The sequence below is a fragment of the Parablastomonas sp. CN1-191 genome (assembly GCF_049354825.1).
In the GTDB taxonomy this organism is placed as follows: domain Bacteria; phylum Pseudomonadota; class Alphaproteobacteria; order Sphingomonadales; family Sphingomonadaceae; genus Novosphingobium.
Window position 1 is genome coordinate 2,635,026 of the sequence record NZ_CP186480.1, and the last position, 14,237, is coordinate 2,649,262.

15 protein-coding genes and 1 pseudogene are annotated in these 14,237 nt (G+C 67.3%); 12 read left to right on the forward strand and 4 right to left on the reverse strand.

The features are described 5' to 3' along the window. Positions 1-14: 14 nt before the first annotated feature. Complete coding sequence (locus ACOYW6_RS13090) at positions 15-746, reverse strand: LysR substrate-binding domain-containing protein (protein ID WP_423141742.1); 732 nt, start codon at positions 744-746, stop codon at positions 15-17. Between the two features lie 15 nt (positions 747-761). On the opposite strand from ACOYW6_RS13090, the pseudogene ACOYW6_RS13095 reads away from it, so the two are divergent. Then, positions 762-935: pseudogene (locus tag ACOYW6_RS13095) on the forward strand (4-oxalomesaconate tautomerase); the annotation flags it as partial. After that, on the forward strand, positions 928-1,797 hold the full coding sequence (locus ACOYW6_RS13100) for an amidohydrolase family protein (protein WP_423141743.1): 870 nt from the start codon (positions 928-930) through the stop codon (positions 1,795-1,797). The pseudogene ACOYW6_RS13095 and the gene ACOYW6_RS13100, both read left to right, overlap by 8 nt. Positions 1,798-1,832: 35 nt before the next feature. On the opposite strand, the gene ACOYW6_RS13105 is transcribed toward ACOYW6_RS13100, so the two are convergent. From ACOYW6_RS13105 to ACOYW6_RS13115, 3 genes are read right to left on the reverse strand one after another with little or no spacing between them, the layout of a single operon-like run. Then, positions 1,833-3,995, reverse strand: coding sequence for a hypothetical protein (locus ACOYW6_RS13105; RefSeq protein ID WP_423141744.1), 2,163 nt, complete (start codon positions 3,993-3,995; stop codon positions 1,833-1,835). Next, complete coding sequence (locus ACOYW6_RS13110) at positions 3,992-4,186, reverse strand: hypothetical protein (protein WP_423141745.1); 195 nt, start codon at positions 4,184-4,186, stop codon at positions 3,992-3,994. Before ACOYW6_RS13110 ends, ACOYW6_RS13105 begins: the two co-directional genes overlap by 4 nt. A gap of 9 nt (positions 4,187-4,195) precedes the next feature. Further along, the gene (locus tag ACOYW6_RS13115; RefSeq protein WP_423141746.1) at positions 4,196-4,699 is read right to left on the reverse strand and encodes a hemerythrin domain-containing protein; all 504 of its coding nucleotides are present in this window, start codon (positions 4,697-4,699) and stop codon (positions 4,196-4,198) included. Positions 4,700-4,930: 231 nt separating this feature from the next. On the opposite strand from ACOYW6_RS13115, the gene ACOYW6_RS13120 reads away from it, so the two are divergent. The 10 genes from ACOYW6_RS13120 to ACOYW6_RS13165 all read left to right on the forward strand — a co-directional run bounded on the left by ACOYW6_RS13120 (position 4,931) and on the right by ACOYW6_RS13165 (position 14,187). Beyond that, on the forward strand, positions 4,931-5,650 hold the full coding sequence (locus tag ACOYW6_RS13120) for a cytochrome c oxidase assembly protein (RefSeq protein ID WP_423141747.1): 720 nt from the start codon (positions 4,931-4,933) through the stop codon (positions 5,648-5,650). Next, positions 5,647-6,597, forward strand: coding sequence for a cytochrome c oxidase subunit II (coxB, locus tag ACOYW6_RS13125; protein WP_423141748.1), 951 nt, complete (start codon positions 5,647-5,649; stop codon positions 6,595-6,597). The genes ACOYW6_RS13120 and coxB overlap by 4 nt, the downstream gene beginning before the upstream one ends. Then, the gene (locus ACOYW6_RS13130) at positions 6,594-8,597 is read left to right on the forward strand and encodes a cytochrome c oxidase subunit I (protein ID WP_423141749.1); all 2,004 of its coding nucleotides are present in this window, start codon (positions 6,594-6,596) and stop codon (positions 8,595-8,597) included. Before coxB ends, ACOYW6_RS13130 begins: the two co-directional genes overlap by 4 nt. Beyond that, positions 8,590-9,201, forward strand: coding sequence for a cytochrome c oxidase subunit 3 (locus tag ACOYW6_RS13135; RefSeq protein ID WP_423141750.1), 612 nt, complete (start codon positions 8,590-8,592; stop codon positions 9,199-9,201). The genes ACOYW6_RS13130 and ACOYW6_RS13135 overlap by 8 nt, the downstream gene beginning before the upstream one ends. Beyond that, positions 9,198-9,629, forward strand: a complete 432-nt coding sequence (locus tag ACOYW6_RS13140) for a hypothetical protein (RefSeq protein WP_423141751.1) — start codon at positions 9,198-9,200, stop codon at positions 9,627-9,629. Before ACOYW6_RS13135 ends, ACOYW6_RS13140 begins: the two co-directional genes overlap by 4 nt. Continuing rightward, on the forward strand, positions 9,617-9,952 hold the full coding sequence (locus tag ACOYW6_RS13145; protein WP_423141752.1) for a c-type cytochrome: 336 nt from the start codon (positions 9,617-9,619) through the stop codon (positions 9,950-9,952). Before ACOYW6_RS13140 ends, ACOYW6_RS13145 begins: the two co-directional genes overlap by 13 nt. A 4-nt stretch (positions 9,953-9,956) precedes the next feature. Continuing rightward, positions 9,957-11,879, forward strand: coding sequence for a methanol/ethanol family PQQ-dependent dehydrogenase (locus ACOYW6_RS13150; protein ID WP_423141753.1), 1,923 nt, complete (start codon positions 9,957-9,959; stop codon positions 11,877-11,879). Continuing rightward, complete coding sequence (locus ACOYW6_RS13155) at positions 11,857-12,429, forward strand: c-type cytochrome (RefSeq protein WP_423141754.1); 573 nt, start codon at positions 11,857-11,859, stop codon at positions 12,427-12,429. The genes ACOYW6_RS13150 and ACOYW6_RS13155 overlap by 23 nt, the downstream gene beginning before the upstream one ends. Before the next feature lie 88 nt (positions 12,430-12,517). Then, on the forward strand, positions 12,518-13,411 hold the full coding sequence (locus ACOYW6_RS13160) for a beta-propeller fold lactonase family protein (protein WP_423141755.1): 894 nt from the start codon (positions 12,518-12,520) through the stop codon (positions 13,409-13,411). Beyond that, a complete protein-coding gene (locus ACOYW6_RS13165; protein WP_423141756.1) occupies positions 13,408-14,187 on the forward strand; it encodes a quinoprotein dehydrogenase-associated putative ABC transporter substrate-binding protein in 780 nt (259 codons plus the stop codon). Before ACOYW6_RS13160 ends, ACOYW6_RS13165 begins: the two co-directional genes overlap by 4 nt. Positions 14,188-14,237 lie beyond the last annotated feature (50 nt).

The following is a 14,237-nucleotide window of genomic DNA, read 5'->3' on the forward strand; positions in this document are numbered from 1 at the left end:
CGGCGACACGGGGGTCAGGCGCCCTGCGGTTGGGCCGCCAGGGTAACGAGCTTTCGCTTCAACCACGCCAGGCCCGCGTCGTTGGCGCGGGTAGCGTGGAACTGCATCATCTCGGTCATGGCCGGCAGGTCGATCGGCGGCTCCACCCTCAACAGCGAAAGCCGCGGACCCATGACCCTTGCCAGCCGTTCGTGCATCATCGCCAGGCGGCGAGTGCCCGGCAGCAACCACGGCACCTGGATGAAGGACGGCACCCGCACCTCGATCCGGCGCTCGACCCCGGCTTCGCGCAAGATGGTCTCGATAAAGGCATCGTTGCCGGCGATCTGAACCGCGATGTGACGGCTCTCCAGGAAGGTCGCCATCGTCAGCGGACGCTGCATGACCGGATTGCCCGACCAGCCGACCACGACATGTCGTTCCGCGAACAGCGGTTCGCGGGGGTGGGCCGGGCTGAGGAATTGTTCGAGCGTGATCAGAAGATCGATGTCACCGTTGGCCAGCCGCTCGGCGGCGGCCGCGTCGGGCATGAAGATGTCGATCTGCACGCCGGCCGCTTCGTGTTCGAGGATTTCGAGCAGCGGCGCGATCAGCACGGTTACGATGTAGTCCGACGCGGCGATGCGAAAGCGGCGCCGGCTTGTCGCCGGATCGAAGCCCGCCCCGGACGACATCAGCGTGCGAAGGTTGCGGATCGCCGCCGCCACGCTTGGCTCGATCTCCTGCGCCTTGGGCGTGGCCACCATCTTCTTGCCATGTGTTCGCCGGCTGCAGAGGTCGCGGTCATACCCGGCGGTGCGCGCAAGTCGCTCAGCGTCGAGCACGCGTCGGGCGAGATGAGCTGCGTGCTCGAAACCGATGCTGCCGGGCAGGTCGTCAGCGCCGCCTTGCTGCGCACTGCCCGCAAGCTGATGGACGGGGTCATCCATGCCTGATCGCATCGTTTCCTGGCTGTCCGAACCGTCCCGGCCGCGCTTCGTGCCGCCGCCCGGCGCGATCGACGCACATTGCCATGTCTTCGGCCCGATGGCCTCGTTCCCGTTCAGCGCCAAGGCCAAGTACCTGCCTGCCGACGCCGGGCCGGAAGCGCTGTTCGCGCTGCGCGACCGCCTGGGCTTTTCGCGCAGCGTTATTGTCCAGGCGAGTTGTCACGGTACAGACAATGCCGCGACCCTGGATGCGATTGCCCGTTCCAACGACACGGCGCGGGGCGTCGCCGTGGTCGATCCGGGGGTTTCGGAGGCCGAGCTCGACGCGCTGGACCGCGGCGGCATCCGGGGCATCCGCTTCAACTTCCTCAAGCGACTGGTCGACGACGCACCCAAGGACAAATTCCTCGACGTCAGTCGCAGACTGCCGGCAGGGTGGCACGTCGTGATCTATTTCGAAGCCGACATCCTGGCCGAGCTGCGCCCCTTCATCGACGCGATCCCGGTTCCGGTCCTGATCGATCACATGGGCCGTCCCGACGTTACGCATGGGCCGGGCGGCGCGGACATGCGCGCCTTGCGGACCTTGCTCGACAGCCGCGACGAGATCTGGTTCAAGGCGACCTGTCCCGACCGGCTCGACCCCGCGGGCGATCCCTGGGACGCCTTCGCCGCCGCGGTTGCGCCGCTGGTGGCCGATTACCCGGATCGCTGCGTCTGGGGCACCGACTGGCCGCATCCCAACATGCAGGACAACCGCCCGGACGACGGGCACCTGGTCGATATGATCCCTCGCATCGCGCCGACGGGAGAACTGCAACGCAAGCTGCTGGTGGACAATCCGGAACGGCTTTACTGGGCCCGTTGACAGCCGGGCGGTCGTGCGCGCCTTTGATGCGGGGATCAGAAGCCGAGCGTGTAATGGCCCTGGGCCGGCACTTTGAAGCGGATTTCACGCAAACCCGGCGGCGCTTTTTCGGGCTTGATCGTGGCGCCGCAGGCATCGCGAAGGACGGCCGCGCGCCTGGCTGATGCCGGTCCCGACAACGCGATCCGCGCGGTGACGCCGGGGGATCCATCGAGGACGAACGAGGCGGCGCCTTCGTTCGGGTGCGTCAGTGCCCGGACGAAGTGATCGCAGAACAGCAGCAGCGGTGTGCCCTCCAGCCGGTGGAACGCGCGCGTGGCGAATACCATCGCGGCGCCCGAACCGTAGATTTCCTGCCCGACCTGGCCGGCGGGCTGGCCATCGGGGTACAAGTCCTCGAGCGGGAACGACAGTGCCCGGTCAATATGGCCATTGCGGTTCTCGGTCGCCAGGGCATCCGGCGGCAGCGCGTCGGGGTAGTAATACCACGCCCGGTCCAGCGCATAGCGGCAGTATTCGTTGACGAGCAGCTTGGCCGCCGGGATCAGGTCGGGCCCGCCTAGGTCGAGGTAGCGCTCGAACGCCGCGAAACTGTCGAAACATTCGTAGATCGCCATGTACGGCGCGTCCTGCAGGCAGGTTACGGCCATGAAATTGCTGTAATGTTCGGCCAGTGCGATCCGGCTTCGCCACATCTGCGAATTGTGGAAGAAGCTGGCCAGGTAGACGTAGCTCTGGCCGAGGTAATCCTTTTTTCCGGTCATCCGCCACAGCCGCATGCACGCGGCCGCGCCCCACGCCGTCAGGTTAGCCTGGTAGTTGAGGTGGAACCGCATGCCCTTGGCGGCGTCGATGGCGGCGCGTGCCTCGTCGACGAAGCGCTGCTCGCCGCTCAACTCGTAAGCCTGCAGCATGACCCAGGCATACATTCCGCCAACGTCCGTCTGGCCCAGGTCGTCTGCGGCCACCGGGGTTATGACCTTGAAGGTATCGATCTTGAACTGGATCGGCCACTTGTAGGCAAAGTGGCGCGCAGCCCGGATGCCGAAGTCGACGACCGCGAAAAATAACTCCCGCGCCCATTCTTCGCCGTCGATTGCCAGGTCGGCGAGGCTGGCAAGGGGACGGTACAAGTACCAGCTGTCGACCGCATCGGCATCCTTGTCGGCACCGACGTCGGGCAGGTAGCGGCGCAGCGTTGCCAGTTCGGCGTCGCGGAAGCGGCCGATTCCGCGCGCGATCTGGCGTTCCAGCGGATCGCGCCGGCCCTGCCACCGGCCCCATTCGTGGACCGCGGCCAGGATCGACAGCTGGACCATCGAATCGGGATATTCGGCGGCGGTGTAAGGGTGAAAATAGACTTCGCCGAAATGCCGGGTCCGCGCTTTCGGGCTGCGGCGAAGGTCCTGCAAGGTGCGCTTGCCCCGATCAATCCAGTCTCGCTGGTCGGGTTCGGGATGATCGAGCCGCTGATAGATCGCGCCCAGCATGTCGAGGAATTGCCATGCCGACGCTTCTTCGCTCGCGCGCGGAAAGCGGCGAATGAGGATGAACGCGCGGTTGAGGCAGATCGCCTGGCCTGCCGGCAGTGCCTTGCTGGCATCGTCGGGCCGCGTCGGGGCCAGGTAGCCAACCTCGGGCCACAGGCCGCCGACCGCGTTTTCCGGATCGGTGCCGGTAGCGCGAAAATAGGCGTTGAGGCGCGTGAAATCCTGGACGTAGAGGACCTTGCCCAGGTCCGGCTCGTCCACGTCGAAGTAGCACAGGCCAGTGTTGAGCCGGCGCTGCTGTGCGTCGATCTTTCCCTTTGCCGCGCCGGCCGCGCTGCCCAGAACGACCAGATCGCGCGGCAGGAAGGGAACGTGGAGCTTCTCGCTTGGCTTGAACACCACTTCGAGCGTCAGCAGGCACGCTTCGGCGGGATCGCGGTCGATCGTGATGCGGTGCCGGCCCAACTCGCTGGTCGCTTCGAACACCAGCAGATGGTCGTCGCTGTCAACGCGGTTTATTTTGCATTGAGGAGAAAAAAGCGGGGCGCGCCACGCCAGCCCGCATTTGCGCTTGGCGGGGCCAAGGCTGACCCAGAGATCGGCTTCATGATGAATGGCCGTCAGTTCGGAGTGGCCAATCGCTGCGCGCGCGATGACCCGCCCGGAATCGAGCGCTTGTTCGGCTTCGACCAGCGCGATGCAGTTCATTGGCCTTGCTCGATCCGGTGTGATCGCCAGCGCAGGAACATGCCGGTGATCGACGTTACCATGCCGGCGATAAGCGCCACCGCCAAAACCGGTTGTTCAAGCGCCGTCTTGAAGGCGGGTACCGCCAACAGCCCAACGCTAAGCGTGGAGGTGAGGTAACCGGCAGCCTTGAACCGCGATGCTTTCTTCATTGTGCGACCTCAGCCGGCAACGGCCTTGATGGCAGCCAGCTGCGCGGGCGGCAAGCCCCCGGCATCGGCCTGGGCCTGCAATTCCGCCTTGCGCGCCAGCATCGCGTCGCGCAGCGCGACAAGATCGACGTCGGTCTCGCGGCACTGCGCGAACATCCCCTCGGACGGCATCTCCTCCTCGTGGACGTGGTGCTTGATGTCTTCGGACAGCACGGTGACCTTCGCGTCGTAGAAATCGTCGTCGGCGTTGCCAGCCATGATGTCGTTGATGAGGACTTTGGCGCCGTCATGCTCGACATAGGCTTCATCCAGCGTGTCGTCCTCGACCTTGCCGCGGAAGGCCGGGTAGAAGATTTCCTCCTCGATCTGGGCGTGGATCTTGAGGGCGTTGCAGATCTTCTCGGCAATCGCCTGCTTGGCGCCGCTGCCGGCCCTCTCGAACTTCTCGAACAAGTCCTCGACCTCGCGGTGGTCGGCCTTGAGCAGGGCAATCGCGTCGCTAAATTCGGCCATCGGTAGTCTCCTTTCGAAGCGGTGGTTGCCATTTTCCAATGCGGTTCGGTGGCAATCGTTCCGACCGCTTGTCAGCCGCGTCGGGCGTGCGTCTCTTCGCTGCAAGCGCGGTTGCCCGACGGCCCGGCTACCGCGTGAGCGGCCAATTTTGGCCGCGCGAGGTGTTGACACCTGGCCCGCGCGACGTTCACAAAAGCGCCGGGTGGGAGACAGCAGGCAAGGAGATCAGTCTTGATTCTCCCTTATTGCGGCGCCCCGCCCGTACCGGGCAGCCTGTGGCTGCGCTGGAACCTTGATCCCGTCCTGCTGGCCGGGCTGGCGATGCTGGCGGCGGCGCACTGGAAGGTGGCTCCCGCCCGGCTGCGCGCTTCGGCGATGGCGGGGTGGGCCGTTACCGCGCTGGCGCTGGTGTCACCGCTCTGCGCGCTGTCGGTATCGCTGTTCTCGGCGCGGGTGGCGCAGCACATGGTGATGATCCTGGTCGGTGCGCCGCTTGTAGCAGCAGCGTTGCCGGGCCCGGCAGGTTCGCGCTGGCTGTGGCCGGTAACGGCGGTGTTCGCTGCGTTTCTGTGGATCTGGCATCTACCGGCCCCTTACACCGCGACCTTGCAATCGGTGCCGGTCTACTGGTCCATGCACGTCACGCTGTTCGTCAGCGCAGTCGCCCTGTGGCGCGAACTGCTGTCGGTTCGGAACCGGCCGCTGACGCTGATCGCGGCAGGGACGGCGGCGTCGATGCAGATGGCGCTGCTGGGCGCCGTGCTGGCGCTGGCCGGGCGCCCGCTGTTCTGGTGGCACCTGACGACGACCGCGGACTGGGGGCTGACGCCGCTGGCGGACCAGCAACTTGGCGGCACCTTGATGTGGGTGCCGGGCGGGGCGCTGTTCCTGTGGCTGGCCTTGCGGACGACGGCCCACGCGCTGGCCGAGCCTCGGGGCGCGGCGGCATGAGCGGACCGCCGCTCGGCTTTCTGGACAGCGCTGGTGCGCGCGCGGGCGCCACGGTGCCGCTGACCTGGTTCCTCCTGATCGTGTCGATCGCGGTGTGCCTGGTGGTCGGCAGCCTCCTGCTCAAGGCCGTATGGCGGCCAAGCCTTGCGGTGCCTGCAGGCGCTACAGTCAGCCGCAGCCGGGGCGGCACCAGGCTGATCTACGGCGGCCTGGCCGTAACGATCGTGCTGCTGGTCGTTGCGCTCGGCTGGACCATGACGGCGCTGGGGCAGGTTGCGCATATGCCGCGCCGGCCGCAGCTGGAGATCGACGTGACCGCGCACCAGTGGTGGTGGCAGGCCGATTACAACGGTTCGATCCCGGAAGAACGGTTTACCACCGCCAACGAGATTCACATCCCGGTCGGCGCCAGGGTCCTGCTGCGTCTTCATGGCGGCGACGTGATCCACAGTTTCTGGGTGCCCAAGCTGACCGGCAAGACCGATGTCATCCCTGGCCAGGTAAACCTGGCCTGGATGGAGGCCGATGCGCCCGGCGTCTATCGCGGCCAGTGCAGCGAATACTGCGGGCTGCAGCACGCCCACATGGCCTTCCAGGTGGTTGCCGACGCGCCGGATCGGTTTGCCGAATGGCGCCGCGGGCAGTTGCAGACCGCGCCGCCGCCGCACACCGCAGGGCAGGCACGCGGCCTTGCCCTGGTCGAATACCGCTGTTCGCTGTGCCATACGGTCCGCGGTACAGAAGCCGGCGCAACGGTCGGCCCCGATCTTACCCATTTGATGAGCCGCCGGCAGATCGCCGCAGGCACCCTCCCCAACACCCGTGGCTCGCTGGCCGGCTGGATCGAGGATCCGGCCGGATCGAAGCCCGGCGCGATGATGCCCCCCCAACAATTGAACGGCCAGGACCTCCAGGCCCTCGTTTCGTACCTGGAGACGCTCAAGTGAGCGGCCCGGGCCGCGTCGCCGCGCCCGAAGGGCCGCTGCCGGCAACGGACACGCGGATTGCGCGCACGCCGCGCATCGCCTTCGCGGACGACGCGCTGCGCGAGCGGCTGCAAAAGATCTGGGAAAGCAAACCGGGTCTCTACGGCTGGTTTGCCACTGTCGATCACAAGGAAATCGGCAAGCGCTATATCGTCACCGCGTTCATCATGCTGGCGCTGGGCGGGCTGGGGGCGCTGCACATGCGACTGCAACTGGCCGCGCCCAACCTGCACGTCATGTCGGCGCAGAAGTACAACGAGCTGTTCTCGATTCACGGGATGACGATGATCTTCCTGTACGCCGGGCCGGTCCTGTCGGGCTTTTCGAACTACTTCTTTCCGCTCTGGCTGGGCGCGCGAGACATGGCGTTCCCGCGCATGAATGCGCTCAGCTACTGGATTTACCTGGCCGCCGCCGCGTTCCTTTACGCCGGGCCGCTATTAGGCGTGGGGCCCAACGACGGCTGGTTCAATTACGCGCCCTATTCGGAACGCGCCTTCAATCCCGGGATCAACCAGGACCTCTACGCCCTGGGAATGGTGTTCCTCGGCATTTCGACCAGCGTGGGGTCGGCTAACTTCCTGGTCACCGCGGCGCGCTGCCGGGCGCCGGGGATGTCGATCAACCGGTTGCCGATCATGGTCTGGGGCACGCTGACCGCCAGCGCGGCCAACCTGGTGGTGATCCCCGCGGTCAGCCTGGCGTTCTTCATGCTGTGGCTCGACCGCAATTTCGGCACCAGCTTTTTCACCGCCACCGGCGGGGGGCAGCCGCTGCTGTGGCAGCACCTGTTCTGGCTGTTCGGGCACCCGTGGGTCTATGCGATCGTGCTGCCCGCGATGGGCATGGCATCGGACGGGCTGCCCACGTTCACCCGCACGCCGCTGGTCGGCTATACGCTGGTCGCGTTGTCCACCGTGGCGACGATGCTGCTGGGCTTCGGGGTCTGGGTCCACCACATGTTCGCCACCGGCCTGCCGGGGCTGGGCCTGGCGTTCTTTTCCGGCGCGTCGATCGTCATCACCGTTCCCAGCGCGATCGCGGTGTTCGCCTGGCTGTCGACGATCTGGCTGGGCCGGCCGGTCTACACCACCGCGTTCAAGTTCTTTGCCAGCATGATCCTGCTGTTCGTGATCGGCGGGGTATCTGGCTTCATGACGGCCAGCGTGCCCGCCGACTGGCAGTTGACCGACACCTATTTCGTGGTCGCGCACATCCATTACGTGCTGATCGGGATCAACGTATTCCCGGTCTGCGGCGCCACGTACATGTGGTTTCCCAAGATGACCGGCCGCCTGATGGACGAGCGGCTGGGCCGGTGGAACTTCTGGACCATGTTCATCGGCTTCAACGGCGCGTTCCTGCCGATGCACCTGACCGGGCTGCGCGGGATGCCGCGGCGGATCTACACTTACGACGCCAGCATGGGCGTATCCACGCTCAACATGATCACCACGGTCTTCAGCTTCGTGTTCGCCGTCGGCGTGCTGATGTTCTTCTGGAACGTATGGAAGTCCCGCCGCAGCGGGGAGTCCGCTGGAGCCGACCCGTGGGGCGGCCCGACGCTGGAATGGTCGACGCCGTCACCCCCGCCGCCGTACAACTTCGCCGTCATTCCCACGGTCGCCACGCGTCACCCGTTGTGGGAGGACATGCTGGACGAAAGCGAATTTCGTTCCGCCCTCGACGAAGGGATGACGCTGGAAGATGGCAAGGAGGCGCTCGCCGTCTCGATCCTCGATGGAGAGCCTGACCGGATCCTCAAGATGCCCGAGGATACGATGGCGCCGTTCTGGCTGACGGCGGCGGTGACGCTGCTGTTCGTGGGCCTGCTGTTTCATGGGTGGTGGCTGGTCGGGCTGGCCGGCCTGGGCGCGGCGCTGGCCTTGTTGGCGTGGAACCTGCCCCGCCTCAAGCTGCTGGAGCGTGAGCCCGCGCGCCGGGAGAGCGAACGTGGCTGAGCGGGTCGTTGCGCGCCCCGGCAGCCTGCCGATCGGCCCGGTGGGCGGGTACGGCATTGGCTGGAACGGCATGGTCATGCTGGTGGCGGCGGAGGCGGCGCTGTTCGCCTATTTGCTGTTCGCCTATTATTACCTCGCCGCCACGAACCCGCCGGGCTGGGTGCTGGAACCGCATCCCAGCCTGACCTTGTCGCTGCCCGATACGATACTGCTCATGGCATCGAGTGTGGCGGCGTGGTGGGGCGAACGCGGGACCCGCAAGGACGATCGCGGCCAGGCCTTGCTTGGCGTGGGCCTGGCGATCGTGATGGGAACGGTCTTCGTGATCGTTCAGGTTTTCGAATGGAAGGCCAAGACGTTCGGCATAGCCACCAGCAGTTACGGCGCGCTCTATTTCGTCACCACCGGTTTCCACCTGGCGCACGTCGTCGCCGGGTTGGCTATCCTGGCGGCTCTGTGGGTGTGGACCTGGCGGGGCTATTTCTCGCCGCTGCGGCTGCTGCCGGTCTCCAACGGGATCGTTTACTGGCACTTCGTCGATGCGATCTGGCTGCTGGTTTTCGCCAGCTACTACATCTCGCCTTACCTGGGAGTGGGCCGGTGACGCGCGCGCACGAAGGCGAGGCGCATCCCGCACCGCACCGCGACCGGGTGGCCGCTCACGAAGGGCTGTTCGCGGTCTGGGCCGCGCCGCTGGTCTGGGCGGTGCAGCTGACCGTGTCGTTCGCGGCCACCAGCAATTCCTGTTTCGACGCCGGCGACCGGCTGCTTACGCACCCCGGCGTGGAGATCTGGCCGCTGATCGTCTCGATCGCGGCGTTGCTGATCGCGCTGGCGGGGCTGTGCCTCAGCATCGTTCTGCTGCGGCGCACGCGCGACGAAACAGGCGGATCGGAACGCCGCCTCGTTGAAACCGGGCAGGGCCGCACCCGCTTCATGGCGGTGTGGGGCATCGCGTTCTCGTCCGTGTTCGCGTTCCTGATCGCGGTCAATCTCGCGCTGCTGCTGGCGATGTCCGAATGCGCGGCGTGATCGCCTGCTGCCTGGGCGCGCTGGCGGTGGCCGGCTGCGCGCGCGGCGCGCGGGACGAGCTCGCCCGGCAGACCATCGCCGCCAACTGCGGCGCGTGCCACACCGTCCCCGGCGTCGGCACCGCGCGGGGGAAGGTGGGCCCCAGCCTCGCCGGGATCGGTTCGCGCCAGGTGATCGCCGGGCGGTTGCCCAACAGCCGCGCCAACATGCTGCACTGGATCACGCACGCGCAATCGGTCGAGCCCGGCTCGGTCATGCCCGACATCCCCCTGACCCCCGCCCAGGCGGGCGCGGTGGCCGATTACCTCTATTCGCTGGATTGACGCCATGAAGACCAAGCCCCTGATCGCCTGGATGCTGGCTGCGACCGCGCTGGTCGGCATACCCGTTCTGGCCGCCGAGACGGGGCTGTTCCCGCTGCGCGCCGGGGCCAATCCGCCGGTGCCCACGGCCGTGGCGGCCGCCGATGTCTTTACGCGCGAACAGATCGGCCATGCGCTGGCCCCGCCCACGCCGGGCGCGGGCCGGACCGTTGCCGCCCCGTCCGCCTCTCCGCCCGACGACGGCCAGTGGATCATGCCGGCCAAGAACTATGCCTCCACCCGCTACACCGGCCTTGCCGAGATCACGCCGGCCAACGCCGCGAACCTGCGCGAGGTGTTCAGCTTCTCGCTCGGCGTGGACAAGGGGCAGGAAGCGGCCCCGATCGTCGTCGGCAACACCATGTACGTGGTCAGCGCCTTTCCCAACCACGTCTTCGCGCTCGACCTCACGAAAGACGGCGCGCCGCTGAAGTGGAGCTACGACCCCAAGCCCGTGCCTGCCGCCGCCGGCGTCGCCTGCTGCGACGTGGTCAATCGCGGCGCCGCCTATGCCGACGGCAAGATCGTCTTCAACACGCTCGACGGGGCGACCATCGCGCTCGACGCGGGTACCGGGAAGGAGGTCTGGCGCACGCAACTGGGCGACATCAACAAGGGCGAGAGCATCACGATGGCGCCGCTTATTGCCGGCGGGAAAGTCCTGGTCGGCGATTCCGGCGGCGAATTCGGCGTGCACGGCTGGCTTACCGCGCTCGACCTTGCCAGCGGCAAGATCGCCTGGCGCGCCTATCACACCGGCCCCGATGACCAGGCGCTGATCGGCCCCTCGTTCCATCCCTTTTACGCGGTGGACCGCGGCAAGGACCTGGGCGTGAAGTCCTGGCCAGCCGATGCCTGGAAGATCGGCGGTGGCAGCATGTGGGGGTGGATTGCCTACGATCCGGCCAGCCAGACGATCTTCTACGGTACCGGCAATCCAGGCCCCTGGAACCAGCAGCAGCGGCCCGGCGACAACAAGTGGACCACCGGGCTGTTCGCGCGCGACGTCAACACCGGGCAAGCCAAGTGGTTCTACCAGATGAACCCGCACGACGAGCATGACTACGACGGGGTCAACGAGCAGATCCTGCTCGACATGCCGTTCGCCGGACAGATGCGCCATGTACTGCTGCACCCGGACCGCAACGGGTACGTCTACGTGGTCGACCGCGATACCGGCCAGGTGCTGTCGGCCGATCCGTACGGGCCGGTCAATTCATCGCAAGGGGTCGACCTTACCACCGGACGGCTGATCAAGAACCCGGCCAAGTCGACCCGGCTGGGCCAGGTCGTGCACGATATCTGTCCGACCGCCAGCGGCGCCAAGGACTGGAACCCGTCCAGCTTCAGTCCGCGCACCGGGCTGGTCTACATCCCGCATGAGAACCTGTGCATGGACTGGATGAACCTTGAGGTGAACTACATCTCGGGCACGCCTTATGTCGGCGCGGAAGTGAAGATGAAGCCCGGCCCAGGCGGCAACCGCGGCGAACTGACGGCCTGGGACCCGGTGCGCCGCCAGCCCGCGTGGACGATCAGGGAAGATCTGCCGGTGTGGTCGGGCACCGTCGCCACCGGCGGCGACCTGGTGTTCTACGGAACGATGGACGGCTGGTTCAAGGCTGTCGATGCACGCGATGGCCGCCTGGTATGGCAGCAGAAGCTGCCCAGCGGCATCATTGGCCAGCCGATCAGCTATCGCGGTCCCGACGGCCATCAGTACGTGGCGGTGCTGTCCGGCGTCGGCGGCTGGGCCGGCGGCATCGTGTCGGGTCCGCTCGACCCGCGCGACGGGTCGTCCGCGCTCGGCTTCGTCAACACCATGACCGATCTTCCCCGCCGCACCACCGCAGGAGGGACGCTGCATGTCTTCGCGCTTCCGCATTGATGGTCCCGCGGCGCTGGCGCTGGCGCTGGCGCTGGCGCTGGCCGCGGCCGGCTGTCACCGGCACGACCCCGACGGCGGCCGGTTCGCGCCCGCCGGCCAGGGCGCTCCGGCGCAGCGCGACGTCGCGCTGGTGCCTGGCGGCGGTACGCTGGCGACAGCGCCGTCGCAGCGCGCCCGGCCCTACTACGGCAACGCCGCGGCCGTGGTCGACGGGAAGCGTCTCTACAACCGGATGAACTGCGCGGGCTGCCACTTCAACGGCGGCGGGGGCATCGGGCCGCCGCTGATGGATGATAAGTGGATCTATGGCGGCCGGCTCGACCAGATCTACGGCACCATCTACTTCGGGCGCGCGAACGGAATGCCGGCGTGGGGCGGCAAGCTGACGGACGACCAGATCTGGAAGATCGCCGCCTATGTGCGATCGATGTCCCTGCCCGAAACCCTGGCGCGCAACGGCGACGGGACCCCGTCGCAGAACCCGGCCCCTGTCCCGGCCGCGTCGGATGCCTTCGATGGCTGGCACGTCCCCAAGCCGGGCAAGGAGTAAGACACTGCTGCGCGGTCCGGCGGCAAGCGTGGCCGCACTCCTGATCGCGGCCTGCTCGCGCCCGGGGCCCGGGCCGGACCGTGTTTTCGTGTCCGATGAAGCCGGCAACGTGGTCCACGTTCTCGACGGCGCTTCGGGCCATGCCGAGGGCGACCTGAAGACCGGCGCGCGTCCCCGCGGCATGGCGCTCTCGCCGGGCGGCGGGGTGCTCTATGTCGCCGCCAGCAACGCCAACCGGATAGAGGTCTGGGACAGTCACAGGCTGGTCAAGCTGCGGGACATCGCCTCGGGCAGCGATCCCGAACGGATCGCGGTGAGTCCCGACGGCAGGACGATCTACGCCGCCAACGAAGACCGCAGCGCGATCGCGTTCATCGATGTCGGCACCGGAAAGGTGTCGCACGAAGTCCAGGTCGGGCCGGAGCCGGAAGGGATCGGCGTCTCCCCCGACGGGACGCTGCTTGTCGCCACCAGCGAAGTCGCCAGCGTCGCGCACGTCATCGACGTTGCCGGCGCCCGGGTGGTGACGGATCTTCCGGTCGGCAGCCGCCCGCGCGACATCGTGTTCGTGAACGGCGGGCGCGAGATCTGGGTCTCGTCCGAGCAGCGCGGAACGATCCACGTGTTCGATACCGCCACCCGCACGCTGAAGCACGTGATCGACCTCGTCGCCGCCTATCCCGATCTCGCGCAGGCGCAGGCGGTCGAAATGGAGCTCACCAGCGACGGCAAGCGCGCCTTCGTGGCCATGGGCCGCGGCGACCAGGTGGCCGAGATCGACCCGGCGACCTACCGCGTCGTGCGCGCCTTCCCGACCGGACACCGCACCTGGGGCATCGCGTTGTCGCCCGACCAATCGCGCCTCTACGCCGCCGCCGGACTGTCCGGCTCGCTTACGGTCATCGACCTGCGGGCCAATGCGGTGGAGCGGACCGTTTCGACGGGCGGCAAGCCCTGGACTGCAGCGGCGGTCGTGCGTTGAGGGCCGCATTCGCAGCAATCGCCGCCGTCCTGCTGTCGGGATGCGGCGCGAAGCCCCTCAGGGTCTGCGCCGACCCCAACAACCTGCCGTTTTCGAACCAAGCCGGGCAGGGGCTGGAAAACAGGCTGGCGGAACGGATCGCGCGGGATCTCGGCCGCCCGCTCGAGTACGTGTGGTGGGCCCAGCGGCGCGGCTTCATGCGCAACACGATCGGCAAGGGCACATGCGACATCTGGCCGGGGGTCGCAGCGGGCCTGGAAAGCGTGGCGACGACGCGCCCCTATTACCGCGCGAGTTACGTGTTCGTGACGCGGCGGGCCGACCGGCTTGGCGGCCTGACCCTCGACGATCCGCGGCTAAGGCACCTGAAACTGGGTGTGCAGCTGGTCGGCGACGATGGCAGCAACACGCCGCCGGCCCATGCGCTGTCGCGCCGGGGAATTACCGGCAACGTGCGCGGCTACATGCTGTACGGCGATTACCGGCGCCCGAACCCGCCCGCGGCCATCGTCGATGCCGTCGCAGCCCGCGAGATCGACGCCGGGCTGGTGTGGGGGCCGCTGGCGGCCTATTTCGCGGCGCGCAGCAAGGTGCCGCTCAGGACCGAAGCGGTCACGCCGTGGCTCGACGATCAGCAGTGGCCGATGGCGTTCGACATTTCGGTGGGGGTGCGCAGGGACGATCCGGCGCTGCTGGTCGCGATCAATCGCATCCTTGCCAAGGACCATGACGCCGTCGCGCGGCTGTTGACGCAATATGGGCTGGAGCCGTCCTGATCGCCGCCAACCCCGCCGGCAGCGCTTGGCCGGGGCCCGCAACTGTCGCT

What these genes read in the sequence shown, in the direction of transcription:
- ACOYW6_RS13090 (WP_423141742.1), bottom strand. Translation starts at nt 746, where the DNA reads ATGGTGGCCACGCCCAAGGCGCAGGAGATCGAGCCAAGCGTGGCGGCG.
- coxB (WP_423141748.1), top strand. Translation starts at nt 5,647, where the DNA reads ATGAGCGGACCGCCGCTCGGCTTTCTGGACAGCGCTGGTGCGCGCGCG.
- ACOYW6_RS13115 (WP_423141746.1), bottom strand. Translation starts at nt 4,699, where the DNA reads ATGGCCGAATTTAGCGACGCGATTGCCCTGCTCAAGGCCGACCACCGC.
- ACOYW6_RS13155 (WP_423141754.1), top strand. Translation starts at nt 11,857, where the DNA reads ATGTCTTCGCGCTTCCGCATTGATGGTCCCGCGGCGCTGGCGCTGGCG.
- ACOYW6_RS13100 (WP_423141743.1), top strand. Translation starts at nt 928, where the DNA reads ATGCCTGATCGCATCGTTTCCTGGCTGTCCGAACCGTCCCGGCCGCGC.
- ACOYW6_RS13110 (WP_423141745.1), bottom strand. Translation starts at nt 4,186, where the DNA reads ATGAAGAAAGCATCGCGGTTCAAGGCTGCCGGTTACCTCACCTCCACG.
- ACOYW6_RS13145 (WP_423141752.1), top strand. Translation starts at nt 9,617, where the DNA reads ATGCGCGGCGTGATCGCCTGCTGCCTGGGCGCGCTGGCGGTGGCCGGC.
- ACOYW6_RS13150 (WP_423141753.1), top strand. Translation starts at nt 9,957, where the DNA reads ATGAAGACCAAGCCCCTGATCGCCTGGATGCTGGCTGCGACCGCGCTG.
- ACOYW6_RS13105 (WP_423141744.1), bottom strand. Translation starts at nt 3,995, where the DNA reads ATGAACTGCATCGCGCTGGTCGAAGCCGAACAAGCGCTCGATTCCGGG.